This is a genomic window from Glaciecola sp. HA4-3 (genome assembly GCF_055693685.1).
Map to the genome: position 1 here is coordinate 948,066 of NZ_CM146340.1, position 20,622 is coordinate 968,687.

22 protein-coding genes are annotated in these 20,622 nt (G+C 38.9%); 18 read left to right on the forward strand and 4 right to left on the reverse strand.

Annotated features, from left to right (window positions below; all coding sequences use genetic code 11):
• The first annotated feature begins 58 nt into the window (after positions 1–58).
• From ACZ1G6_RS04485 to ACZ1G6_RS04555, 15 genes are all read left to right on the forward strand, one after another.
• Complete coding sequence (locus tag ACZ1G6_RS04485) at positions 59–472, forward strand: hypothetical protein (protein ID WP_472617759.1); 414 nt, start codon at positions 59–61, stop codon at positions 470–472.
• Between the two features lie 144 nt (positions 473–616).
• Positions 617–928 carry a hypothetical protein gene (locus tag ACZ1G6_RS04490; protein ID WP_472618248.1) on the forward strand — a complete coding sequence of 104 codons (312 nt, stop codon included), beginning with the start codon at positions 617–619 and terminating at the stop codon, positions 926–928.
• A gap of 141 nt (positions 929–1,069) precedes the next feature.
• The gene (locus tag ACZ1G6_RS04495; RefSeq protein WP_472618249.1) at positions 1,070–1,378 is read left to right on the forward strand and encodes a hypothetical protein; all 309 of its coding nucleotides are present in this window, start codon (positions 1,070–1,072) and stop codon (positions 1,376–1,378) included.
• A gap of 84 nt (positions 1,379–1,462) precedes the next feature.
• Complete coding sequence (locus ACZ1G6_RS04500) at positions 1,463–1,795, forward strand: hypothetical protein (RefSeq protein WP_472618250.1); 333 nt, start codon at positions 1,463–1,465, stop codon at positions 1,793–1,795.
• A gap of 113 nt (positions 1,796–1,908) precedes the next feature.
• Positions 1,909–2,361 (forward strand): hypothetical protein, encoded by a 453-nt coding sequence (locus ACZ1G6_RS04505; protein WP_472618251.1) that lies wholly within the window; start codon positions 1,909–1,911, stop codon positions 2,359–2,361.
• 698 nt (positions 2,362–3,059) lie between these two features.
• Positions 3,060–3,527 carry a hypothetical protein gene (locus ACZ1G6_RS04510; RefSeq protein WP_472618252.1) on the forward strand — a complete coding sequence of 156 codons (468 nt, stop codon included), beginning with the start codon at positions 3,060–3,062 and terminating at the stop codon, positions 3,525–3,527.
• A gap of 838 nt (positions 3,528–4,365) precedes the next feature.
• Complete coding sequence (locus ACZ1G6_RS04515) at positions 4,366–4,752, forward strand: DUF6174 domain-containing protein (RefSeq protein ID WP_472618253.1); 387 nt, start codon at positions 4,366–4,368, stop codon at positions 4,750–4,752.
• A gap of 77 nt (positions 4,753–4,829) precedes the next feature.
• On the forward strand, positions 4,830–5,201 hold the full coding sequence (locus ACZ1G6_RS04520) for a hypothetical protein (RefSeq protein WP_472618254.1): 372 nt from the start codon (positions 4,830–4,832) through the stop codon (positions 5,199–5,201).
• Positions 5,202–5,547: 346 nt separating this feature from the next.
• Positions 5,548–5,946 carry a hypothetical protein gene (locus ACZ1G6_RS04525; RefSeq protein WP_472618255.1) on the forward strand — a complete coding sequence of 133 codons (399 nt, stop codon included), beginning with the start codon at positions 5,548–5,550 and terminating at the stop codon, positions 5,944–5,946.
• Between the two features lie 85 nt (positions 5,947–6,031).
• A complete protein-coding gene (locus tag ACZ1G6_RS04530) occupies positions 6,032–6,406 on the forward strand; it encodes a hypothetical protein (protein ID WP_472618256.1) in 375 nt (124 codons plus the stop codon).
• Between the two features lie 105 nt (positions 6,407–6,511).
• The gene (locus tag ACZ1G6_RS04535; RefSeq protein WP_472618257.1) at positions 6,512–6,874 is read left to right on the forward strand and encodes a hypothetical protein; all 363 of its coding nucleotides are present in this window, start codon (positions 6,512–6,514) and stop codon (positions 6,872–6,874) included.
• A 662-nt stretch (positions 6,875–7,536) separates the two neighbouring features.
• Positions 7,537–7,935, forward strand: coding sequence for a hypothetical protein (locus ACZ1G6_RS04540; RefSeq protein ID WP_472618258.1), 399 nt, complete (start codon positions 7,537–7,539; stop codon positions 7,933–7,935).
• 647 nt (positions 7,936–8,582) lie between these two features.
• Positions 8,583–8,708, forward strand: coding sequence for a hypothetical protein (locus tag ACZ1G6_RS04545; RefSeq protein ID WP_472618259.1), 126 nt, complete (start codon positions 8,583–8,585; stop codon positions 8,706–8,708).
• A gap of 47 nt (positions 8,709–8,755) precedes the next feature.
• A complete protein-coding gene (locus ACZ1G6_RS04550; RefSeq protein ID WP_472618260.1) occupies positions 8,756–9,187 on the forward strand; it encodes a CopD family protein in 432 nt (143 codons plus the stop codon).
• Positions 9,188–9,268: 81 nt separating this feature from the next.
• On the forward strand, positions 9,269–9,805 hold the full coding sequence (locus ACZ1G6_RS04555; RefSeq protein ID WP_472618261.1) for a GNAT family N-acetyltransferase: 537 nt from the start codon (positions 9,269–9,271) through the stop codon (positions 9,803–9,805).
• Here the strand turns inward: ACZ1G6_RS04555 and ACZ1G6_RS04560 are convergent.
• Positions 9,802–10,041 (reverse strand): hypothetical protein, encoded by a 240-nt coding sequence (locus tag ACZ1G6_RS04560; RefSeq protein ID WP_472618262.1) that lies wholly within the window; start codon positions 10,039–10,041, stop codon positions 9,802–9,804. The two genes, ACZ1G6_RS04555 and ACZ1G6_RS04560, sit on opposite strands and share 4 nt — an antisense overlap.
• Before the next feature lie 313 nt (positions 10,042–10,354).
• Between ACZ1G6_RS04560 and tadA the strand changes: the two genes are divergently transcribed.
• Complete coding sequence (gene tadA, locus ACZ1G6_RS04565) at positions 10,355–10,867, forward strand: tRNA adenosine(34) deaminase TadA (RefSeq protein ID WP_472618263.1); 513 nt, start codon at positions 10,355–10,357, stop codon at positions 10,865–10,867.
• 431 nt (positions 10,868–11,298) lie between these two features.
• Here tadA and mltF read toward each other — a convergent pair whose 3' ends face one another.
• Entirely contained in the window at positions 11,299–12,822 is a 1,524-nt protein-coding gene (gene mltF, locus ACZ1G6_RS04570) for a membrane-bound lytic murein transglycosylase MltF (RefSeq protein ID WP_472618264.1), read from the reverse strand.
• A 234-nt stretch (positions 12,823–13,056) separates the two neighbouring features.
• Between mltF and purL the strand changes: the two genes are divergently transcribed.
• Positions 13,057–16,953 (forward strand): phosphoribosylformylglycinamidine synthase, encoded by a 3,897-nt coding sequence (purL, locus tag ACZ1G6_RS04575; protein ID WP_472618265.1) that lies wholly within the window; start codon positions 13,057–13,059, stop codon positions 16,951–16,953.
• Here the strand turns inward: purL and smrA are convergent.
• Positions 16,950–17,534 (reverse strand): DNA endonuclease SmrA, encoded by a 585-nt coding sequence (gene smrA, locus ACZ1G6_RS04580; protein ID WP_472618266.1) that lies wholly within the window; start codon positions 17,532–17,534, stop codon positions 16,950–16,952. The genes purL and smrA overlap by 4 nt on opposite strands.
• 132 nt (positions 17,535–17,666) lie before the next feature.
• Here smrA and ACZ1G6_RS04585 point away from each other — a divergent pair, with 132 nt between their 5' ends.
• Entirely contained in the window at positions 17,667–18,212 is a 546-nt protein-coding gene (locus tag ACZ1G6_RS04585) for an AAA family ATPase (protein ID WP_472618267.1), read from the forward strand.
• A gap of 177 nt (positions 18,213–18,389) precedes the next feature.
• Here the strand turns inward: ACZ1G6_RS04585 and ACZ1G6_RS04590 are convergent, their stop codons facing one another.
• Positions 18,390–20,459, reverse strand: a complete 2,070-nt coding sequence (locus tag ACZ1G6_RS04590) for a putative bifunctional diguanylate cyclase/phosphodiesterase (RefSeq protein ID WP_472618268.1) — start codon at positions 20,457–20,459, stop codon at positions 18,390–18,392.
• Between the last annotated feature and the right edge of the window lie 163 nt (positions 20,460–20,622).

Below are 20,622 nucleotides of genomic sequence, written 5' to 3' on the forward strand. Positions count from 1 at the left end.
CAAAAATAAAGAGCAATTTTCGCCGCTTAAGCGGGTGTTATACATCAAAGGCAAAACATTGAGGTTAATTTTAGCGATTCTTCTACTTTGCGTCTTCGAGTCGCATGCTTGCTCGATTGAAGCTGCAGAGGACTTTAAACCTTTTGCAATAGAAGTATCGAGTATTGATGGATTAGTCGAAATGAAAGTACTCTTTCCGATTAATGATAAATCAGCTTCTCCCAAGTATTTGGGTAGTTTAGCACTGCACGTACCAAGTAAATTGACAGTTGATCTAAGCTTCACTTTATCTGATTCTTACATGGGTTACTATTTGGCAGAGGTCTCAATTAACGAATCTCTATTAAGTGAGGCTAGACTAGTCGGTTCATACAATTTTAGTGATATTGAAGGCAATAGTATGAGTCTTTGTGCAAATTGGAAATCATTCTCTGTGATCAAATTGTTGGCAACAGAGGTCATTGATGTATAACAAAAAAATTGAAGCGGACATTGCCAAGAGCGGGCAACGCCGCTTAATTTGGTGTTATGTTTCAAGGAAGGTACAGTGGATTTGAATCAATTCCAATATGCGTTCATCGGTGTGATGTTCTGTATAGTGAGTGTATGGGCTACAATGTTCTTAGGCACTAATGAACCTGGCGTTAAAATCGATGTTCCAACAGACATTGACGTGGTATGTTCATGCGATAACTCACCGCTCTTCTTAAAACTAGACTCAAGCGGGTTAATTAGACACAAAAATCAGATAGTTTCCATAGAAGAAATCATACATACGGTAACAATATTGCGAAATAATGGTTGGTTCTATTCGGTACATATCTTTGCCAGTCCAGATACTGTCCATAATGATGTAGTTGGTTTATCGAATAGAATTCAAAGGCAATTTCCGAATATGAACGTAGTCTGGCGGGTTGATGAAACATAACAAAAGGTTGAAGAGGATAAAAATGAAGAGCGATTTTTACCGCTTAAGCTGGTGTTAAATATACTCATGCGAAGCCCGTTTAAGCGATTAGATAAAGCCCTCCGGCAAAATCATAAGGATTACTCGGAGCCAAGTAAATATGTGAATTTTTATGAAATGCTAGCATTCTTATTAGTAGTTCCGAGTATGTTAGTGCTGCAAGTTGGCTTCGTTCTAGTAGCTAGTAATATTTGGATATCATCACAAATTTCTCGTAATAGATTTGTGTTATCTTTTATAAGTATTGTTATTATCAATGTTGTTCTTATGCCATCAGTTTATTTTGCCTTATTAGGTTCAACAGTAGAGCTAAATATTTCCGTTTTATCGCTGGCGTTTATAATGGTAAGTTTGACGGGGATGGGTATTAAGGCATTGTTTTATCAGAAGCGGGTGGTTGATGGTGCGTAATTCTAACAAAACGGTGAAGAAGGATTCGTTAGAAAAGCGCTAGTAAACCGCTTATCGAAGTTGTTATGTTGCTCTAGGAGAATTATGGATAATTTCGAAAACGTAATTCTTTGGGTTGTATTTAGCTGGATAGTTGTAAGCTCATTCCTGTTTTCCGCGCTCGAAGACCGAATTGTAAAAAAGCTCAAATTAACGCTTGGAGATAATGCTCAAACAATAGGTAAAAACACTTTTTCTAACCCATTGCAAAACTTTAAAAACGTAATTTTCTTTTTTAAATATAAAGATAGTGCTAGTGATACAGATGAGACAAGAAAGCTTATTTGGAAAGGAAAAATTCTCAATACCGTATTCTTTGGTCAATTTATCATTGTTGGTGTTTTTATGATTAACTACTTTGAAAGATTAGGGATTTAGGTGGAGCATTGTTTCTCTTCAAACTAGCACAGCAACATAACAAAAACATAAACCGGATATTGCCAAGAGCGGGCTGCGCCGCTTAAAATCGTGTTATATGCCTTTGGAGAATAATGAAGCAATTAATAATTACAGCGGATCTTGATGATTGTTCAGTAGGTTTAACATGTAAGGCACACCTAAACGATTTCTCTGGATTTGGAGAGGCATGGTTTAATTTAGATGACGTTACTGCTTTTTGTATCAAACTAAAGCAACTTGCCTCAAAAAGGACTGGTTCGGTTGAATTGGTTGGCTCTCAATCCAAAACTGATGGTAGCGAATATCTAGAAACCTTTTCAATTCGGTGTTATGCACTTACAGCTTCTAAATTAAATGGAATCATTGGTATTCATGTCACACTGGCAGATTACCCGTATACTGACTGCCGTAAAAATGAGATACGTAAACTCTCTGGTGAATTACAAATAAGAAGCCATAAGATAGATGAGCTCTCTGTTAGCCTCGCAAGGCTTATAAGTAACAATCAAAGTGAGGCAGTTTTGGATGGTGACGCAGGCTTATAACAAAGCAAATCAAGTCGGATGCGGTTTAACAATGGTCGTTGTCTTAACGTTTTTTGCGCGCCGCTTAATTTGGCGTTATGAGTGCTGATTTGTGTTTGGGGTGCTTTAGGTGTTTTGCTATTCGTTATCGGCAGTATGAACGTTGATGCATTCCTAGAATCTCAATTCAAGAATTACCATGATGACTGGGTCATTGCTGGGCGCAGTAGAGGGTTTACCTTTAACCGCCATAAGGCAGCAGTACATTTATTAAGCGGATAACTGTTATATAGGATAAAGATATGCCTTATTGGGTTGGCAAGGACCCTAGGGCAAAACTACTAATAAATAGACTAATATTAATTAACCGGATTTGGTCAGTGTTTATTGTCGCTACATTTCCAGTAGTGATTGTTTCAATTTACCTATCTTAAAAAGCTCGTTCTTTCAAGAGTCACTCTAATCTTCCTATCAGAGACGCTTTTTCGGTTTCGCGGGCGCATAATGTTTGTTCCCCGCTGGCAAACCTCAGTTGTAGTATCAGGTTGAATCGAGTATTGTTTTAGCAAAATGGATAACGCAGACAGACATGGATTGTTTAATCAAAACCGCGATAGAGTCAAGCAACATAACAAACGCATCATTGCCCTCGCTGCGCTCGCTCGGAAGTCTTTCCGTGCCGTTGCGTGCAGAGCCTCCGGTTATGCGGGGTGTTATATATGTTTAATGTAAATAGCTCTGATGGGCTTACTTCACTGTCTATTCAGAGATTAAAAGTTAAAGATTTCATTGTTGGTTACTTGAACATTCTTGCAATGAATTTCATTATCTTTGCCGCGGCGAGTGTGGTTGATTCGATAGATTTTAAGGTGTTACTCATTATTTTTTTCATCTCACCATTGCTGCCGCCAATTTATTCATTGTTAAAGCCCAAGCCAAACGAGCATAGTGTCGCGTATTTGGGCGATGGCTCACTTTATCTATTGGGCTACGATTTCAAAAAGGATAGTGTTGAATGGATGACATATTACGCAGCTGATGATAAGAAACATATTCTCGGAGTAAAGTTAGTTGGGTACGAGCTCCTTGAGGTGCAACTTACACGACCGGACTTTATTAAAGAGATGAGGCTTTTTAAATTCATCACAAAGAACTTCGTTCCTGTAAAAATAGTGGATGTAATGTAGTAAAAGTATATTTAAATTATCAACAACTCGTTCTCTCAAAAGTCACTCTTATCTTCCTGTCAGATACTTTTTTCGGGTTCGTGAGCGTATAAGGTTTGATTCTCGCTGTCATACTTTAGTTGTTTTCTCACCGCAAAACGAGTATTGTTTTACCAAAATGCTTAACGCAAGGATACATGGGATGTTTTATCGAAACCTGAAGCAGTATAACAATCGCATCAACGCACTGCCTTTAGTCGAGGGGACAATTTTACGTGCGGCCTTCGATTCGCTCAATGTGCCGACCCATAAACTTGCCTGTTATGCGGGGGGTATATTGCGCGGAGGTTGTTTTGAGGATAGTTTGTTTTGCTTTGTTAATAGTATTTGCGTCAGAGTCAAATGCAACAGCTTTTTCGCTCGGAGATGGTAATTATTGGAAGAATGTTTGTGCTGGAGCCCACGACGAGTTAGATGAAAAAGGAGCTATTGCATCATGCATAACTCTAGTTTTAGGTCATAGTATTGGCTCTTACCATCAGGCAATATCGAGTAAGTCCAAGCTCGCTCACTGCACCTCATTGAACCCTAAGGCTCTTCCAAGAGAATTCATATCGTTTATAGAATCCGATGCGAAATATGACCAAATGGACATCGTTGATGTTCTCTATCAATTCACAGTAAAGCGGGATAGGAAAGACTGTGAAATATAACAAAAAAATTGAAGCGGACATTGGTAAGTGCGGCCAGCACCGCTTAAATTAGTGTTAGATTTCTAGAGGTGTTATTGGACTCACGTAATCCTATTACAATTGCAGCAATTGTCATCCTTACCATTTTCCTATTGGGAGCATGGGTTATGTCTTATTTGGATGAAAGCAACCAGGTTAAACTTTCAGAGTTGGCGTTGAATAAAGAATTGTGGGAGAAAACGCAGCCAGTATCGTATCACTATATAAGTACTTATGGCTGCATGATGCTATTTTCATATAAGATTGAACATGAAAAAGGTCGTGATTTTGAGTTTCCAATTGGGCAAACACCTGCAAACGAATCGTTAAAAATTGACGATGTTTTTGTGCAGGTAGAAAAAGCGATTAGGCTTTCACATAGTGCAGAAGTTAAATATCACCCATACTTTGGCTTCCCTGAATTAATCGATGTGGATTGGGATAAGGATATTATTGATGACGAATGCTTTTATAAGATTAGCGAATTCGAGGTTTATGCTGCAACCGAAATTTAACAAATGGATTAGGACGGACGTAATACAAGGTCGATATTCTGCCGCCTATCTAGGTTTTATTTGCTATGGAGAATAGGATGTTTGGAAATAGGTTAACTAGAACAATACTGTTAATCGTGGCTGTGGTGATTATATCATTTTATAAAGTAGGCATGCCTAACATTAATGTCGTGAACAGCTCTGGGTCACAAATAAAAGAAGTGATGTTGAAATTGGATGATGAAAAGGCGAATACTTGGTCACTGAAAGATGGAGAAGAAAGCTATTTCAGATTCATGCCATTTCATCGAGAAGCCGTGGTGCAGTACTTTATTACCTTTGACAATGGCAACTCCATGGTTGGTAAGTGTAATAGTACGAATTTGTTTGAACTAGGTAACACGACTATATTCTTTATAAGCAAAGATAAGGTTATTTTGCATGATGGGGAATCGAAAGTTTGTGGATGAAATGACAAAAGCTTAAAGAGGATAAAAACACCAAAAGATATAAAGGTTGGTGATTTATTTGTAAAAGCTTCAGATTCAGAGCTTTGCCAAATAAACAATAAGGAAGTAAAGTGCATAGAGTAGCACCTAGCAAAACAAATGAAGAAGGGCGCGGTTTAACTCGGTTGTTGTATCGGCTGTGGCAAGCCCACCGCTTAATTCGGTGTTATATACAAAAGATGGAGTGAGGATGTTTTCTACGTTTCTGAAAAAAGAACCGCGAAACTTATATGTTGGGACTCTCGCAGTCGCTCCCGACGATAACCTTGCTAGCATAGAGTCCTTCTTTTCGTTTGGTTTTTCGGACTTGGATGATTCTATAAGGAATCAGCTCAGTAGCATCTTTGCACTCCAAAAATTCTCAGAAGTTACTGAACCAAGCACGAGTGATTTGATTTTAGACGTCATCGTTGTCGGCAACAGAGGCGGTGACATGTTTACCTTAAACTTTGATGGTTTTGGTTTACCCTTGTTCTGGCGACCCAAGATAAAATTGGTTTCTCGTATCTATAACGCAAAATCAAATAAGACCTTAAAAGTGTTTAGAGTTTCTGAGTCTGTAACATGGCGAGAGTATTTGAATAGATTATTAAGCTTTAGAGGGATTTTCCGTTTTGGTCCATTGTTCTCTGGAGAGGATATGGAAATTATACTCGGTAGGGCAAGCATAAATCTTCTCGAGCAGGTTAAGAAATGGATGATCTAGTGTATATAGAATATAGCAAGGAAATTCAAGCGGGCATTGCCAAGCGCGAGGAACGGCCGCTTAATTTGGTGTTAGGCATACAATTATGATTCGCTTTTTATTTTTATTTCTTTGCTGCATGAATTCCGCAAGTGTATGCATGTTTCCCGAAAAGAGTGCGGAATATGATAACTTAGTTTCAATCTCCTATGATCAGAAGCTGGACGGTTACCATATAGAAATTGAAAAAGACTTAAGTAAGAAAGAATTTCGCAGCGTAGAATTGATTATCGAACAGGCTCATGGTAACTATTCATTTTTACACACCGTGCTGGAAACAGAACAAAGCGATGAAAAATATACTGCGTTTGTCAGATATGACATGCAATCAAAGTTGGAAATGAAAATCATTGTCAACTGGAAGCAATCTGATGGTTTATGCCCGACAACATCAATCAGTAAGATTGGGGAGGGTACCTAACAAGATGATAGAGATCATTACGGCTCTAAGAGTCTTCATAGGACGACCTGCGCTTCACGCGACTTGCCTCTCGTTAAGGCTTTATATGTTAAAGAGTGCGAGCATTTGAAGAAATTTCAAGATTGGAGCGCTGAGGCTAATCAAAGATGGATAGACGCAGCCAATACATTTGGCTCACAACTTATTTTAAATGCTAGAGATGATCAGATTTCGAAGCTTCCAGATATGTTGACCGAAAGTGAAAGAGCAGTTGCAATTGATTCTATAGAGAAAACTCTTTATGCCGTAATGATGATGTTTGATGGAGTATCTGATTTAGAGGTAGATTCAGGTCATTTAGCACAATATGTATTGATTCAACGTATATTCAACGAGAAGTCTGAAGTAGTGTCTGAAGTTGAATTAGCACCAAATGGCGATGGATTGTGTATGGGGTTCCAAGGTTGGAAAAATCATGAGTTTGATTAGGTGGAAGTTTATGGCTCGGCCATTTAACAAAAAAATTCAAGCGGACACTGCCAAATTGGACAGAATCGAACAACACGATGAGTACTAGCATAATACAAAAGCAATGTTCCGCCGCTTATCTAACGTGTTATGGTCTGCCCTTATGAATTATAAGGTGTTATCGTATGTTTAACTATTACGGATTGAAGGGGCCATCTGCAAAGGCATTTTTGACGAGCCCTCAGCATCTTCGAGACTTGAAAGGCCTTATTTTCTTTCTAGGTATGCCTATAGTTTTAGCTGTATTTGTAATCACGGGATCAAATGGCTATAGAGGCTTGACCGAGGAAGTCGCTATTTTAATTTTGTACATGGCCATTTTATTTCTATTTGCATGTTTTGCGGAAGAGTACACAAAGTTCTCCCTATATGTTGTTATCTTTGTATCGGTTTTGGGAGTTTTCGGTGGTTTTCTTTATTCGATTTTGAGCTATGTATATCAGGACAATATCATGTCGATGATTATATTAGGGGGATTACTAAGCTTATATTCTATTGCCATTATCTTAATGTGTCTAAGGAGTTTTAAATGTCATTCGCATTTAACAAAAGCTTGAGACGGGCATTGCTAAGAGCCGGCAACGATGCTCACATTTGTGCTATGAAGCAATGCAAGGCGAATTATGACGAATGACAATAAAAAACTGTTTAAATTCTTTTTGTACTTAAGTGGTGCTATCGTTTTTTTGATAGTTGGTTTTTTTAAAAACGCCGAAAGAGAAGCCAAACTAAGCGAGTACTTTGACGAGGCTTTGTTTAACATTGAGGGCGTTTCAACAGTACTAATTCACTTTGAAAATAAAGAGGATAGTGTTTCTATAAAGTTTGATTCCAGTGGCCTTCCAAATCCTGCTGTGAGTTATAAACCTTATATTTTGGCTTATATCTGTGCCGACCCTTTTTTCAAAGAGCAATTACTATCGGGTAAGCATATCAATTTCGATATGTCAGCATCAGATCGAGATGTTGGCACGTTTGTCAATATGAGAATAGACTCACGACGTTGTCAAAATGATGCATAACAAAAATTATGGTGCCTAATTGATAGAGCTTTATTGCAATAATCGGGAGGTATAAGCCAATAATTGGGTACTTTCAACTCAGTAAGTATAAGGATATTAAAAATGATACAAATAGGAATAACCGCTTTTTTGGTTTGGGCTCTTTTTAAGCTTTTAGACAAAGAAGGCTACATAGATGGATTTACTTCTTTTGCCTTCGTTATAATTCCAGCCGTAATCATGTGGTTTGTATCAATAGTAATCATATCGTTGGAATGGAAAACCTGGATTATCTATTTTTTCGAAACAAGTTATTTTTTTGTTCCCTTGCTGATGTTAAAAGCAATGACTGAGTATAAGTGGCCGAGGGTCATTGGATATTCAGCCGCGGTGTTTGCAGTTAATATAATGACCTAGGTTTCTTTTTATGTCGCACTCTCGGCTTCAAGTTTATAAAGATATATTCCTCTTAGATAAGCCTTATGTGGCAACTTAATTAGTTAACTTTGATATTTTTTAACGTTTTAATATGTATTTGAATCTAACTTTAATAATCGGTTTTACCGAAAATTCGTTAGCTAAGCAATAACATGAAGATAATACTTATTCGGGCGCGGTATTATGCCGTTTAAATCAACTTTTCATCAGCATTAGGATTTAGGCATTTTATGGATAGTATACTTTTACCCGTTTTCGCTCATTTGTCTTGGTGTGTTATTCTTTATATTGCACTTACGATTGCTCGAGCCCCTTCTATTTGGGGAGTATTTATTATTGAAACCATCCGCATATAACGAAGTACTCAGCGCATTCACTTTATTTACTTTATTAAGCCTTACAGATGAAGGAGAGAATTATTTATTTTACTATTAAGACTGCTCATCTATTATTTGCAATAGGCTGGTTGGCATGCGTTTTTGTATTACCAAGAGTTATTTTACATTGGAAAATAGCGTTTGATTCAGGAAAAGAAACCGAAAGCTTAGCGCTACTATCGTTGAAGTTGTTTCGTTTTGGGCTTTTGATGTTTGCATTGGCATTAGTATTTGGTTTATGGCTATTATTGGGTTTTGGAATTAATGGTGCTTGGCTTGATATGAAACTTCTATTTGTTGGGCTATTGTTTATTTATTTTGGGGTGTCAGGTTGGTTTATGTATCAAGGGATGAAATCACAACGTTTCATTAATAACGTAGCGATGAGGTTTTTTAATGAGTTTTCTTTGTTGTTTGTCATTCCCATCATATATTTAGCACTTTCGAAAGGTGCATAACATTTCAGTTCTACACACATTGCAAAGGCTTCACTTAGTCAAACTAAGCTAAGGCTATATACATTTAAGGTTGAATGCATAATGCATCAAAACTCTACTCTACAGCTCATTACGCCTGATATCAGCTACGAATCAAGCTACCGAGAATACATAAAAGAGCTTGGCGACGAAGAACGTTATCCTTACCCAATGGATCTTGAATATGGTGACTTTGAAATGTTAATCAATACTTTACATGATTATTCAAAGGGCCTTGGATTACCTGAATGGCTGGTACCTAATAGCACATATTGGTTAATTGAAAACAATGAGATAGTGGCATGCTCTCATCTTCGTCATTATTTAAACGAGTCTTTATCTCATGCAGGAGGGCATATCGGCTTAGGTGTGCGACCAGCTTATCGAGGAAAAGGCTTAAGCACATACCTATTGCAATTGACCTTGAATGAAGCATGTAGAATTGGGATCCAACCAGCGCATGTGCACTGCCACAAGGAGAATCTTGCATCAGTGAACATGATTAAGTCAGTAGGAGGGACTTTGCACTCTAGTGTAGTGTTAGCAACGGGAGAGTCGATACTGCGCTACCATTGCAATACAAGCTCAAACAAATGTTAGCTTTTTAACGATTCAAACTCTCGATTGAGTTGGTACTTTTCGTCAGTTACTATTTTTTCAAGCACGTGAACACGTTCGGCCATTTGCGCGAGTTCATGTCGCATTTGTTCATGTTCTTCTTCCATTTGCTGAATTACGGCTTTGTTTTTCTTACCACTTGTGCCGCTTCCTTGGGTACTGATCTTGATGATTGAATAAGCGATAATCCCTACGATTGCTACTGCGGTCATGTCCATAATGTTCTCCCTTGTCGAAGGTATACTTCCTTCAAATTAACGTTATTATTTTTATTTGCTCAAAATATCAATAATGACATGCAAATAAAAGCTGATTTTACTTACTAGACTCAATTAGTGCTTAGTGCGTCTTATTGAATACTGAGTATTAATATAATTAAAGATTAGCAAAATGACTGCCAATTATTAAGTTATTGAAATATATAGCTTAAATTATAAAAGCGGATTTAAAATGATTAAATGAATTAAATATTCACTAATTATTCGTGAATATTGCTAAAATCCTAAACAATCACAAAAGTGTGCACTGAATATGAAACAAGCAAATATACAAGACCATGAGCATTTTATGGCTTTGGCTATAGAGCAAGCAAAAATCGCTGAATCAATTGACGAAGTGCCAGTAGGTGCGGTGCTCGTGTTAGACAATAAAGTAATAGGGCGCGGGTATAATCAACAAATTACGCAAACAGACCCTAGTTTGCACGCTGAAGTGATTGCGATCCGAGAAGCCGCTAAAGCGATAAGTAACTATCGTCTATTAAATACGACTTTGTATGTCACACTTGAACCTTGTGCGATGTGTGCAGGGCTAATCGTTCATAGCCGAATAGCCCATGTAGTCTTTGCAACAAAGGATTATAAAACAGGGGCATGCGGCAGCATCGCTAACATTGTTGAACACGACAAACTAAACCACAAAGCGATTGTTACATCAGGTATCTGTCAACAAGAATGCAGTGCGATGTTATCAAGCTTTTTTCAGCCAAAAGGGCAAAGAAAAAGGCAGCAAAAAGGACCGCCGCTAAACAGCCCGATTGATTAATTGAACATGTATTAATAGCAATGCAAATGGATTGTTTAGCAAGCTTCCTGCAATGATTCATTCAGCTCTAAACTGGCAAACTGTTTTCTTCTAAGCAAAACACGTTGATGTAACTTTTTTAGTAAAACTCTACGTTGGTTATTATTTTTTAGCCGTCTTGTGCGGCTAGCACTATTGGTTTTTCTCATTAATTTCTCCTTTATCGGTCCTGTGTTCTTTCACTCCCCAAAAATATTCTTTTCTCGTTTAGGGAAGGACCATTTATTACTTCGTTATTTGGTGCGGGTTAGTTTTTGTTTGGTTCTACATTCTTCGCACTTAGGTGTACATTAAGCAACAAACACACCACTTTTATTACACTTAGATGTAGTTTTTTTGACAAAATTCAATATTAGGTACAAATATTTTAGAAATGTGATTATTGGAAAAGGTTAGTCGTCTGTTTGTTCAGACGTTTGTGTTGCATTTTCGGTAGGTACACTCAATTCAATTTGGTTTTGATCGTCTTGTTCATTTACATCGTTTTGCACATCGTTTTCTTCTAGCCACAATAGACTATCATAATATCGACGAATATTATCTACATATTTTACAGCCTCGTTACCTCGTGCATAACCAAAGCGTGTATTTTTATAGTATTTCTTTTGCCTTAATAGGGGCAGATGTTTTTTTACATCAATCCAAAGATCAGGGTTGTAGCCTTGTTGCTCGGTTATCTTGCGCGCATCATGCAAATGCCCCAATCCAATATTATAAGCAGCTAGCGCCATCCATTTACGGTCAGGCTCTTGGATACGTGCCGGAATTCTGCTTAGCAGGCTTGCATAATACTGAGCACCGCCACTAATACTTTGTTCTGGGTCCGTTCTATCTGTGACATTCATGTCTTTTGCAGTTGCTCGTGTCAACATCATCAAACCTCTAACGCCGGTATGTGATACTGCATCAGGTTCCCAGTGGCTTTCTTGATAAGCCATTGCGGCAACAAAACGCCAATCAATGTCTCCTGAGTGGATTTCAAACATCTCTTTGTACTCGGGGAGTTTGTTTTTGACCGCACGCATAAAAGCTCGGGTATCGACAAAATCAAAGCTTCTAACATGACCAAAATATTTATCTTCTAGTACTGCTAATTGGCCGCTTGTTTGTAATTGCCCAAAATATTCAAGCATTGCGGCTCTAACAGAGTCATCGGTACTTTTGTTTAGCATCCATCCTAAATCAAGTGCTTCGGTAACCGAAAAGCCAATGCCTAGATTTGGAAAACGACGCCTTGCTACAGCAAGGACGTTTGAATCGGCAATGGTGTAATCAAGTTCCCCTAGGGCGACAAGCTCTAGTAGTTCTTCAATGTCTTTGTCGGCGGTTTCTTGCCACACTAGGTTTTGGTCGTTCTCTAATTTAGATTGTAATGGCTCACGATATATATCATTGGCAATTATGGTTAGGTTACCTTCGATATCATCGATACTGCGGGGCCGGTCTCGACCTTTTTGATACACTAATTCAAAATTAAGCGTTTGGTAACTTGGGCCAAATTTATATGCCTGTTTTCTGGCATCGGTCATGGTAATATTTGCCGCAAGCAAGTCAACTTGGTTTTGCTGTAATTGTTCAATCAATTCTGCGTAAGAGTAATATGGGTAAACTTCTAACCTAACGCCCAAATAGTCTGCAAAACCTAGGGCAAGTTCATATTCAAAACCTTCTTGCGTTATTGGGCCATTAAAATACGTTGTACGGCCATAGATTGATCCTACTTTCAGCACACCTTCGTCCATGATACGAGTAAGTTCGTTGCTTTGAGAATGTGGCTGACATGCACTTAAGGTTAATACCGTGACCACAAGCGACAACATACCCAAGACACACCGGCGCAAGCTATTCTCACTATTTAAGTGAACGCCGAGTATGGCGAAGCGCTTGTTTTGATGGAGGCTTTGTTTGCTTGTCATTTGTCTTGATTTACCCAGTGTCTTGCAAATTTCACATTGATTGTGCCTAATCCAAAACAAATGCGCTACATTTATAGTGAAAAATATTCTGTAATTAATTCATTTAGTCGGGTTTTTACTCTTACTTAAGCACGCTAATTCCACTATACTCGCACTTGTTTTTTTGGCGTTGTTTTGCGTCAAATAATAACCTTCAGCGCTTTATCTTTAACATTATACTGGTGGAACATGCTCATGCTCACAATGTTAGGCTCTTCAATGCTTACTTCTTTTACCAAACGACAACTACTCACTCAAATAAATGAGTTAGGAATAGCAGTTGAAGACCTTTCGGCAAATTATGTTCACTTTATTGATACAACAGCAACATTAACATCTGCTCATGAGGCGACCTTAGCAAGTTTATTGACTTACGGACCTAAGTCAGAAAATGCGCTTGTTGATGGGACTCAAATGGTTGTGACGCCTCGTGCTGGTACAATATCTCCTTGGTCAAGTAAAGCGACCGATATTGCCCACAATTGTGGACTAAACGACATAGTACGTATTGAAAGAGGCGTGCTGTATTCTTTTTCAGGACTCGCTGCCAAAGATAAAGGCGCAGTAGCAGGTATTATCCACGATAGAATGACGCAAATGGTCTTAGAAAACCTTGAACAAGCAAGCGTCTTATTTGAGCATCATGATGCAAAACCATTATTGTCGGTCAATATTCTTGAGCAAGGAAAAGCAGCACTTGAAATGGCAAACAAAGATTTAGGTCTAGCACTTGCTGATGATGAAATAGACTATTTAGTAAGCGCTTTTAAAGACCTTGGGCGTAACCCCAATGACATCGAATTATATATGTTTGCGCAAGCTAATTCAGAACATTGCCGCCATAAAATATTTAATGCAGATTGGACGATAGATGGCGAAGCGCAATCTAAATCATTATTTAAAATGATCAAGAATACCTTTGAACAGACGCCTGAGTTTGTCTCGTCAGCTTATAAAGATAACGCAGCGGTAATGGACGGGTTTGCTGCAGGACGGTTTTATCCAAATGCACTTAGCAATGTATATGAATATCATCATGAAGATATTGATGTACTTATGAAAGTTGAAACACATAACCACCCAACCGCAATATCTCCATTTCCCGGTGCGGCGACAGGCTCAGGTGGTGAGATTCGAGACGAAGGCGCAACTGGCCGCGGTTCAAAGCCTAAAGCAGGGTTGGTAGGCTTTAGCGTGTCTAATCTAAATATTCCTCATTTAGCTCAACCTTGGGAACAGGCTTATGGAAAGCCTTCGCGCATAGTAGATGCACTAAATATCATGACCGAAGGACCGCTAGGCGCAGCCGCGTTTAATAACGAATTTGGTCGTCCTAATATTTTGGGTTATTTTAGAACCTATGAAAACAAGGTTAACAGTTTCAATGGCGAGGAAGTGCGCGGGTATCATAAGCCCATTATGCTTGCCGGAGGACTAGGCAATATCAAACGCCAGCACATTGAAAAAGGTGAAATTACCGTTGGTGCTAAATTAATCGCGTTGGGTGGACCAGCAATGAATATTGGTTTGGGCGGCGGAGCTGCCTCATCAGTAGCGTCTGGAGAGTCTAATCAAGATCTCGATTTTGCATCAGTTCAACGTGAAAACCCAGAAATGGAACGTCGTTGCCAAGAAGTGATTGATAAGTGTTGGCAACTTGGCGATAAAAACCCTATTCAATTTATTCATGATGTAGGTGCTGGTGGCTTATCTAATGCGTTTCCTGAACTTGTAAATGATGCACAGCGTGGCGGTGTATTTGAATTGCGAGACGTACCATGTGATGAGACGGGGATGTCGCCTTTAGAAATTTGGTGTAATGAGTCGCAAGAGCGTTACGTAATGTCGGTATCGCCTGAGAACCTAGCCTTGTTTTCACAAATATGTGAACGAGAAAGAGCGCCTTTTAGCGTTGTAGGGGAAGCGACAAAAGAACAACATTTAACACTAAGTGATAAAAAGTTTGGTAACAAACCAATTGATATGCCCTTAGATGTGTTGCTTGGTAAGCCACCTAAAATGCATCGTGAAGTGCAAAGCCAACAAGCAAAAGGCGATGACTTTGACGGACAAAATATCGACTTGGCAGACGCCGCATCAAGACTGTTGCATTTGCCTACCATTGCAGATAAAACCTTTTTAATCACAATTGGGGATCGAAGCGTGACCGGCATGGTTGCTCGAGACCAATTTGTTGGACCATGGCAAGTGCCTGTATCAAATGTGGCGGTAACTACCTCGGCATTTGATACCTATCACGGTGAAGCTATGGCAATGGGTGAGCGCACGCCTGTTGCATTAATCAATTATGGCGCAGCTGCGCGTTTAGCGGTGGCTGAAACCCTTACCAATATTGCCAGCGCCGATATTGGTGATTTAAAACGTATAAAATTATCTGCTAACTGGATGGCTGCAGCTAACCACCCAGGTGAGGATGCTGGCCTATATGAAGCGGTTAAAGCTGTAGGTGAAGAGCTTTGCCCCGCCTTGGGACTTGCGATACCAGTAGGTAAAGATTCGATGTCTATGAAAACTGCATGGCAAGAATCAAATAATGATGGTGAGATGATAGATAAAGCAGTGACATCACCATTATCATTGGTAATTACCGGCTTTGGTGCAGTTAACGATGTAAGAAATACGCTTACACCAGAACTAAAAGCAGATGCTCATGATAGTCTTTTACTTATTGATTTAAGTAAAGGAAAGCAGCGTTTAGGTGGCTCATGTTTAGCCCAAGTATACAATGCCTTAGGCTTCGAAACGCCAGATGTTGATAGCCCTTCTTCTTTAAAAGCGTTCTTCAATACTATTCAAAAGATGAATAGAAAAAAGCTGCTTAGCGCATATCATGATAAAAGTGACGGCGGTTTGTTTACTACGCTTGTTGAAATGGCGTTTGCAGGTAACAAAGGGCTTGATATTCAAGTAGGAGCATTAGGTAGTCATTATGCTAAGTCTTTGTTTAACGAAGAGTTAGGTGCAGTGATTCAAGTAAAGTCGGGACATCTTGATGAAGTTGAACAGATGCTTAAAGAAGCCGGCTTGTATGATAATACCCACCATATTGCGACAGTAAAGGATAAAGACGATATCAGCATATATGCTGATGACACCTTAATATTGCAAAATACACGTACTGAGTATCGCAAAATGTGGTCTGCGACCAGTTTTGCAATGCAAACGCGTCGAGATAACCCCAGTAGTGCAGCTCAAGAGCACGCACTGCGTGCTGATAGCCAAAACCCAGGCTTGCACAGCAATCTATCATTTGATGTAAAAGAAGATATTGCAGCGCCATATATTAATACTGGTGTACGACCCCCATTGGCTATTTTAAGAGAGCAAGGTGTCAATTCACACGTTGAAATGGCAGCAGCATTTTCAAGAGCTGGCTTTGATTGTGTTGATGTTCATATGAGTGATTTATTTAGCCAGCGACAAAGCTTAGACCAATTTACAGGCCTAGTTGTGTGTGGCGGATTTTCGTATGGTGATGTATTAGGAGCAGGCGAAGGGTGGGCAAAATCTGTACTTTATAATGATTATATGAAAGCAATGTTTGCACGTTTCTTTGAAGATCAAAGCACCTTTTCTTTGGGAGTGTGTAATGGCTGCCAAATGCTTTCAAATCTTAAATCTATTATTCCTAGTGCTGAGCACTGGCCTCATTTTGTAAACAACCTTTCAGCAAGGTTTGAAGCAAGAACGGCAATGGTTGAAGTGCAACACTCAAAGTCAGTATTATTGACTGGCATGGCTGGCTCTAGAATGCCAATTGCGGTTTCTCATGGCGAGGGACGTGCTGAATTTTCGCAAGATACTCAGCAATCAAGTTTGTTTCAACACAAGCAAGTGTCGATGCAATATGTGGATAACTACGGCAATATCACACACGATTATCCTAGTAATCCTAATGGCTCACCCCAAGGAATCACTGGATTGTGTTCACAAGATGGACGTTCAACTATTATGATGCCTCATCCTGAACGTGTGTTTAGAAGTGTCAATAATTCATGGCAAGATGAGAGCTGGGGTGAAGATAGCCCATGGATGAGAATGTTCAGAAATGCTCGACAGTTTATTGCTTAGTATCTTTTTTGGTGTATTTCTCGATTAATTTGCTTCTGGTTAGGGTGCTTTTTTAGCAAAACATAAACACTTGCAAGCCCGCCGTGCTGTTTTAGCGCGGTATGAAAAGCAATAACGGCGTCAATCTCGGTTAACCAGCGATTGACGTAACTTTTTACAAGGCCAGGGAAGGGTTTTGATTTTAAGCCCAAGCCATGATCAATCAATAGCGTTCTTACGCCACGCTCGTGACATTCCATAATCGTGTTAAACAGCGTCAAGCGGACATCGTCAAACTTCATTCCTTTAAGGCTTAAACGTGATTCGATATCATATTTACCCAGTCTCAAATTTTTAAAAACGCCTTCTTGTACGCCATCTTGTTTGTAAGCCAGATAATCATAAGGGTCTACTTCTTGAACACCTTCTACACTCAAACCATTGTCATCTAGCAGGACTTGCTTCTCTAGCGCTTCACGTTTAAGACGTTGACTTAAGGTTTCGCTATTTTTACTTGAGGCAACTGCTTTGTTGATGGGCTTTAAAGGAGTCACATCCGCCATTTCATTCAAAAATGATTGGTCATTATTTTCAATAGTCATGTCTACTCCTTTTGCTTGTGTTCATTGCTATTATACACCTTCGTTATGACTTATTGATCACTGCTGTAACATTTGAGGGCATTAAAAAGCTCTGTTAGGATGGTTTTATTGTATTTTTTATAAGGGAAAAAGATGCCGTATCCAGACTATGCGAAATATTTTAGTGAGCACCATGTTGGTCCTTTTCACGCGGTTAGACTTTTAACTCTCCCTACCAAACCCACACGTGATGTAAATATCAGTGATAGCCAACAGCAAACGCTTAAAGACATCATATTGGCTGGTGAACGTGGACAAAATAGAATCCTTGCATTGCATGATAATGCGACTGCTGAGCGCGCGTTAATCGTAAATGCTATCGCTTATAAATTAGCAAAGCCCGTTTGTTTTGTTTCAGCTAAACAATTTGTTTTAGACTATACCCAGTCAACACAAAAAAATATCTCGAATCTGTTGGCGCGAGGTGAAACCAGTAAATGGGTATTCGTTATAGAGGATGCGGATTTATTATTTGACTACCAATATGCAGGGCAAGACGAGAAAGACTTAACTGAGCAAGCATATTCTTATTTGCTTAAACTGATGTCCTTATACCTAGGATTAATTGTGTTGTCATTAAACACACAAGCGTGTCTAGAAAAAGCGCGCTATGCCGTGGTAACCTTGACGCAAAACTAGTGTCGTTTTTGTTGCTTCCATGTGCCTCCATACTGATATGAGGGGCTCATAGCTTTTGCTTTTTGCTGGCATGTTTTACATAAAAATAGCCAAGTATTACTTAGCTTTATTCTAAATAAAACATCGTTAATTTGGCTACATTCATCGCACGATTTGTCTTTTTTATTACGTGATTGTTTACCCATCAGGCTTGTCGATACTCTTACACCATTTTTGTAGCGCATAGTTTGACATCGGCTTTGCAAAAAAGTAACCCTGTATGTATCGAATACCCAGAGTTCGAAGGATAGAAAGCTCTTTTTCGGTTTCTATACCTTCAGCAACTGTTGATGCATTAAATTCATCTGCAATCAATTTAGTGGCTGAAATAATCGTTTGGTCGCTCTTACTAAGACCTTTTAACAAGGTTCGGTCCATTTTGATCACATCAAATGACATCAACTGTAGTTGGCTTAATGATGAATAGCCTGTCCCAAAATCATCGACTGAAATATGCACGCCGAGCTTTGCAATATACTCTAATTTTTTTGTTACTTCAGAGCAGCGTTCTAACATCACACTTTCGGTAATTTCAATATGTAATCGATTCGCTGGTAAATTACTTTGTTGCAGAGCATCTTCTAAAATGCTGATAAAAGCATCATCTAGCAATTGTACAGCTGAAACGTTGACTGACACTGATTCGTGTGTGGCAAACTCCCATTCACAAGCATATTGACAAGCCGTTTTAATGACCCAAGCGCCAACCTGCTGGATATGTCCTGCTTTTTCTGCAATTGGAATAAACTCATTAGGGGGAATAACCTTGCCGTTATGATTCCATCTTAATAAGGCTTCAAATGCCCAAGGCGTATTGTTGTGAATGTCCATAATTGGCTGAAAAACTAATGAAAATTCATTTTCAATTAATGCGTTTTTTAAGCCATCACGTATAACTTGGTCTTGTTGAAATTCTTCAAATAGGCCTTTAGAGAAAAAGACTGCGTTACCATTGTTAATTTTTTTGTGGTGATACATGGCGATATCAGCAAATTGAACCAAGTCACTGGGTTGTCTACTGTTATCAGGATAGATGGCAACACCTATGCTTGCTCCTAAGCTGACATTGTTTGAGGCAATTAAAATTGGCTGATTAATGTCAAACTGAATGCTTGCAATCATCTTATTTAGGCTTGCCATATCTTCAAAGCGGTGAAGAAATAAAAACTCATCTCCTCCCCACCGGCAAAGCATGCAAGCTGATTGTAGCTCTTTTTCATCGGATTGGCCTTTACGCTCAATATTTTCTAGTCTCATTGCAACTTCTGCAAGCACAGCGTCGCCTACTTTGTGTCCAAAGCCATCATTAACATCTTTAAAGCCATTTAGGTCAATAAACAGCAAGGCATATTGGCTTTGTTCATTGTTAACACTATTGAGCAATTCGCTTAATCGAGTAGTAAATGCGGCACGATTAGTTAAATTTGTTAAAGCATCAACGTTGGAAAGGCGGTAAATTTCATCGGTTCTTCTTTTCACCTCAGATTGAAGTTCATGCGCGTAATTATCTAGTTTATTGTTGGCTTTTTTTAAAGCGTCATTGCTTTGTTCTGTTAATAATTTTTCATTCTCCATTTCTTTTAACATTTGTGTCTTTTCAGCCTCTAGGCTTAATAGGTTGGTAATAAAATGACCCATTGTTTTAGCCGAAGTAAACATGACTCCCCAAAACACAAACCCCAAAAATGAAATGTAAGAAAAGTATTCAACAGTACTGCTAAAGCCAACAATAGCAAAAGGTATCAATAAGCATGTCACATAGAAGCGAGATAGTATTGTTGATGCCGCTAAAATAGTCACTGCGCCACCTGCTAGTGCCGATAAGATAATTGCTGAAATAGCAATCTCATAGCTTCCCATGGTGGGCACCAGCAATACACTGTAGGTCGCCCAAATAAGGCTATTAGTAATGATCCCCGCCGTAAAACGCCATTTAGCAAAGTCGAGCTGAAGTGAGTTGTTTTTAAGTGCCCGTTTAGTCAATATATTGTCAATAAGGCGCAGTGTATGGGAGATGGTTAAAGCAATAAATATAGCGGTTTTGATATGTTGGTTTGAAGGCGTATCAAAACCAAAGCATAGAATGAGCATACATACATAGGTAACCAATAGGCCACTTACAGCATTGTTATATAACAATCGCAAGCGCTCTTTAGTGTCGCGGTGATTAACGTTAAATAAATCTACATGTTGTTTGTTTGATTCCACACCACTTCCGGTCTTACATTAAGTTTTTTTTAATCATGAGTAAATATCGGCCATAAGAGTGTTTTTTTAAGATTTAATTAGCCGTTCGCGCAATGTGTATGCAAAGAACTTGAGCATTGCTAACTATTTGTCTGGCAAAAACTGACCAAATTTCCATTTTGAG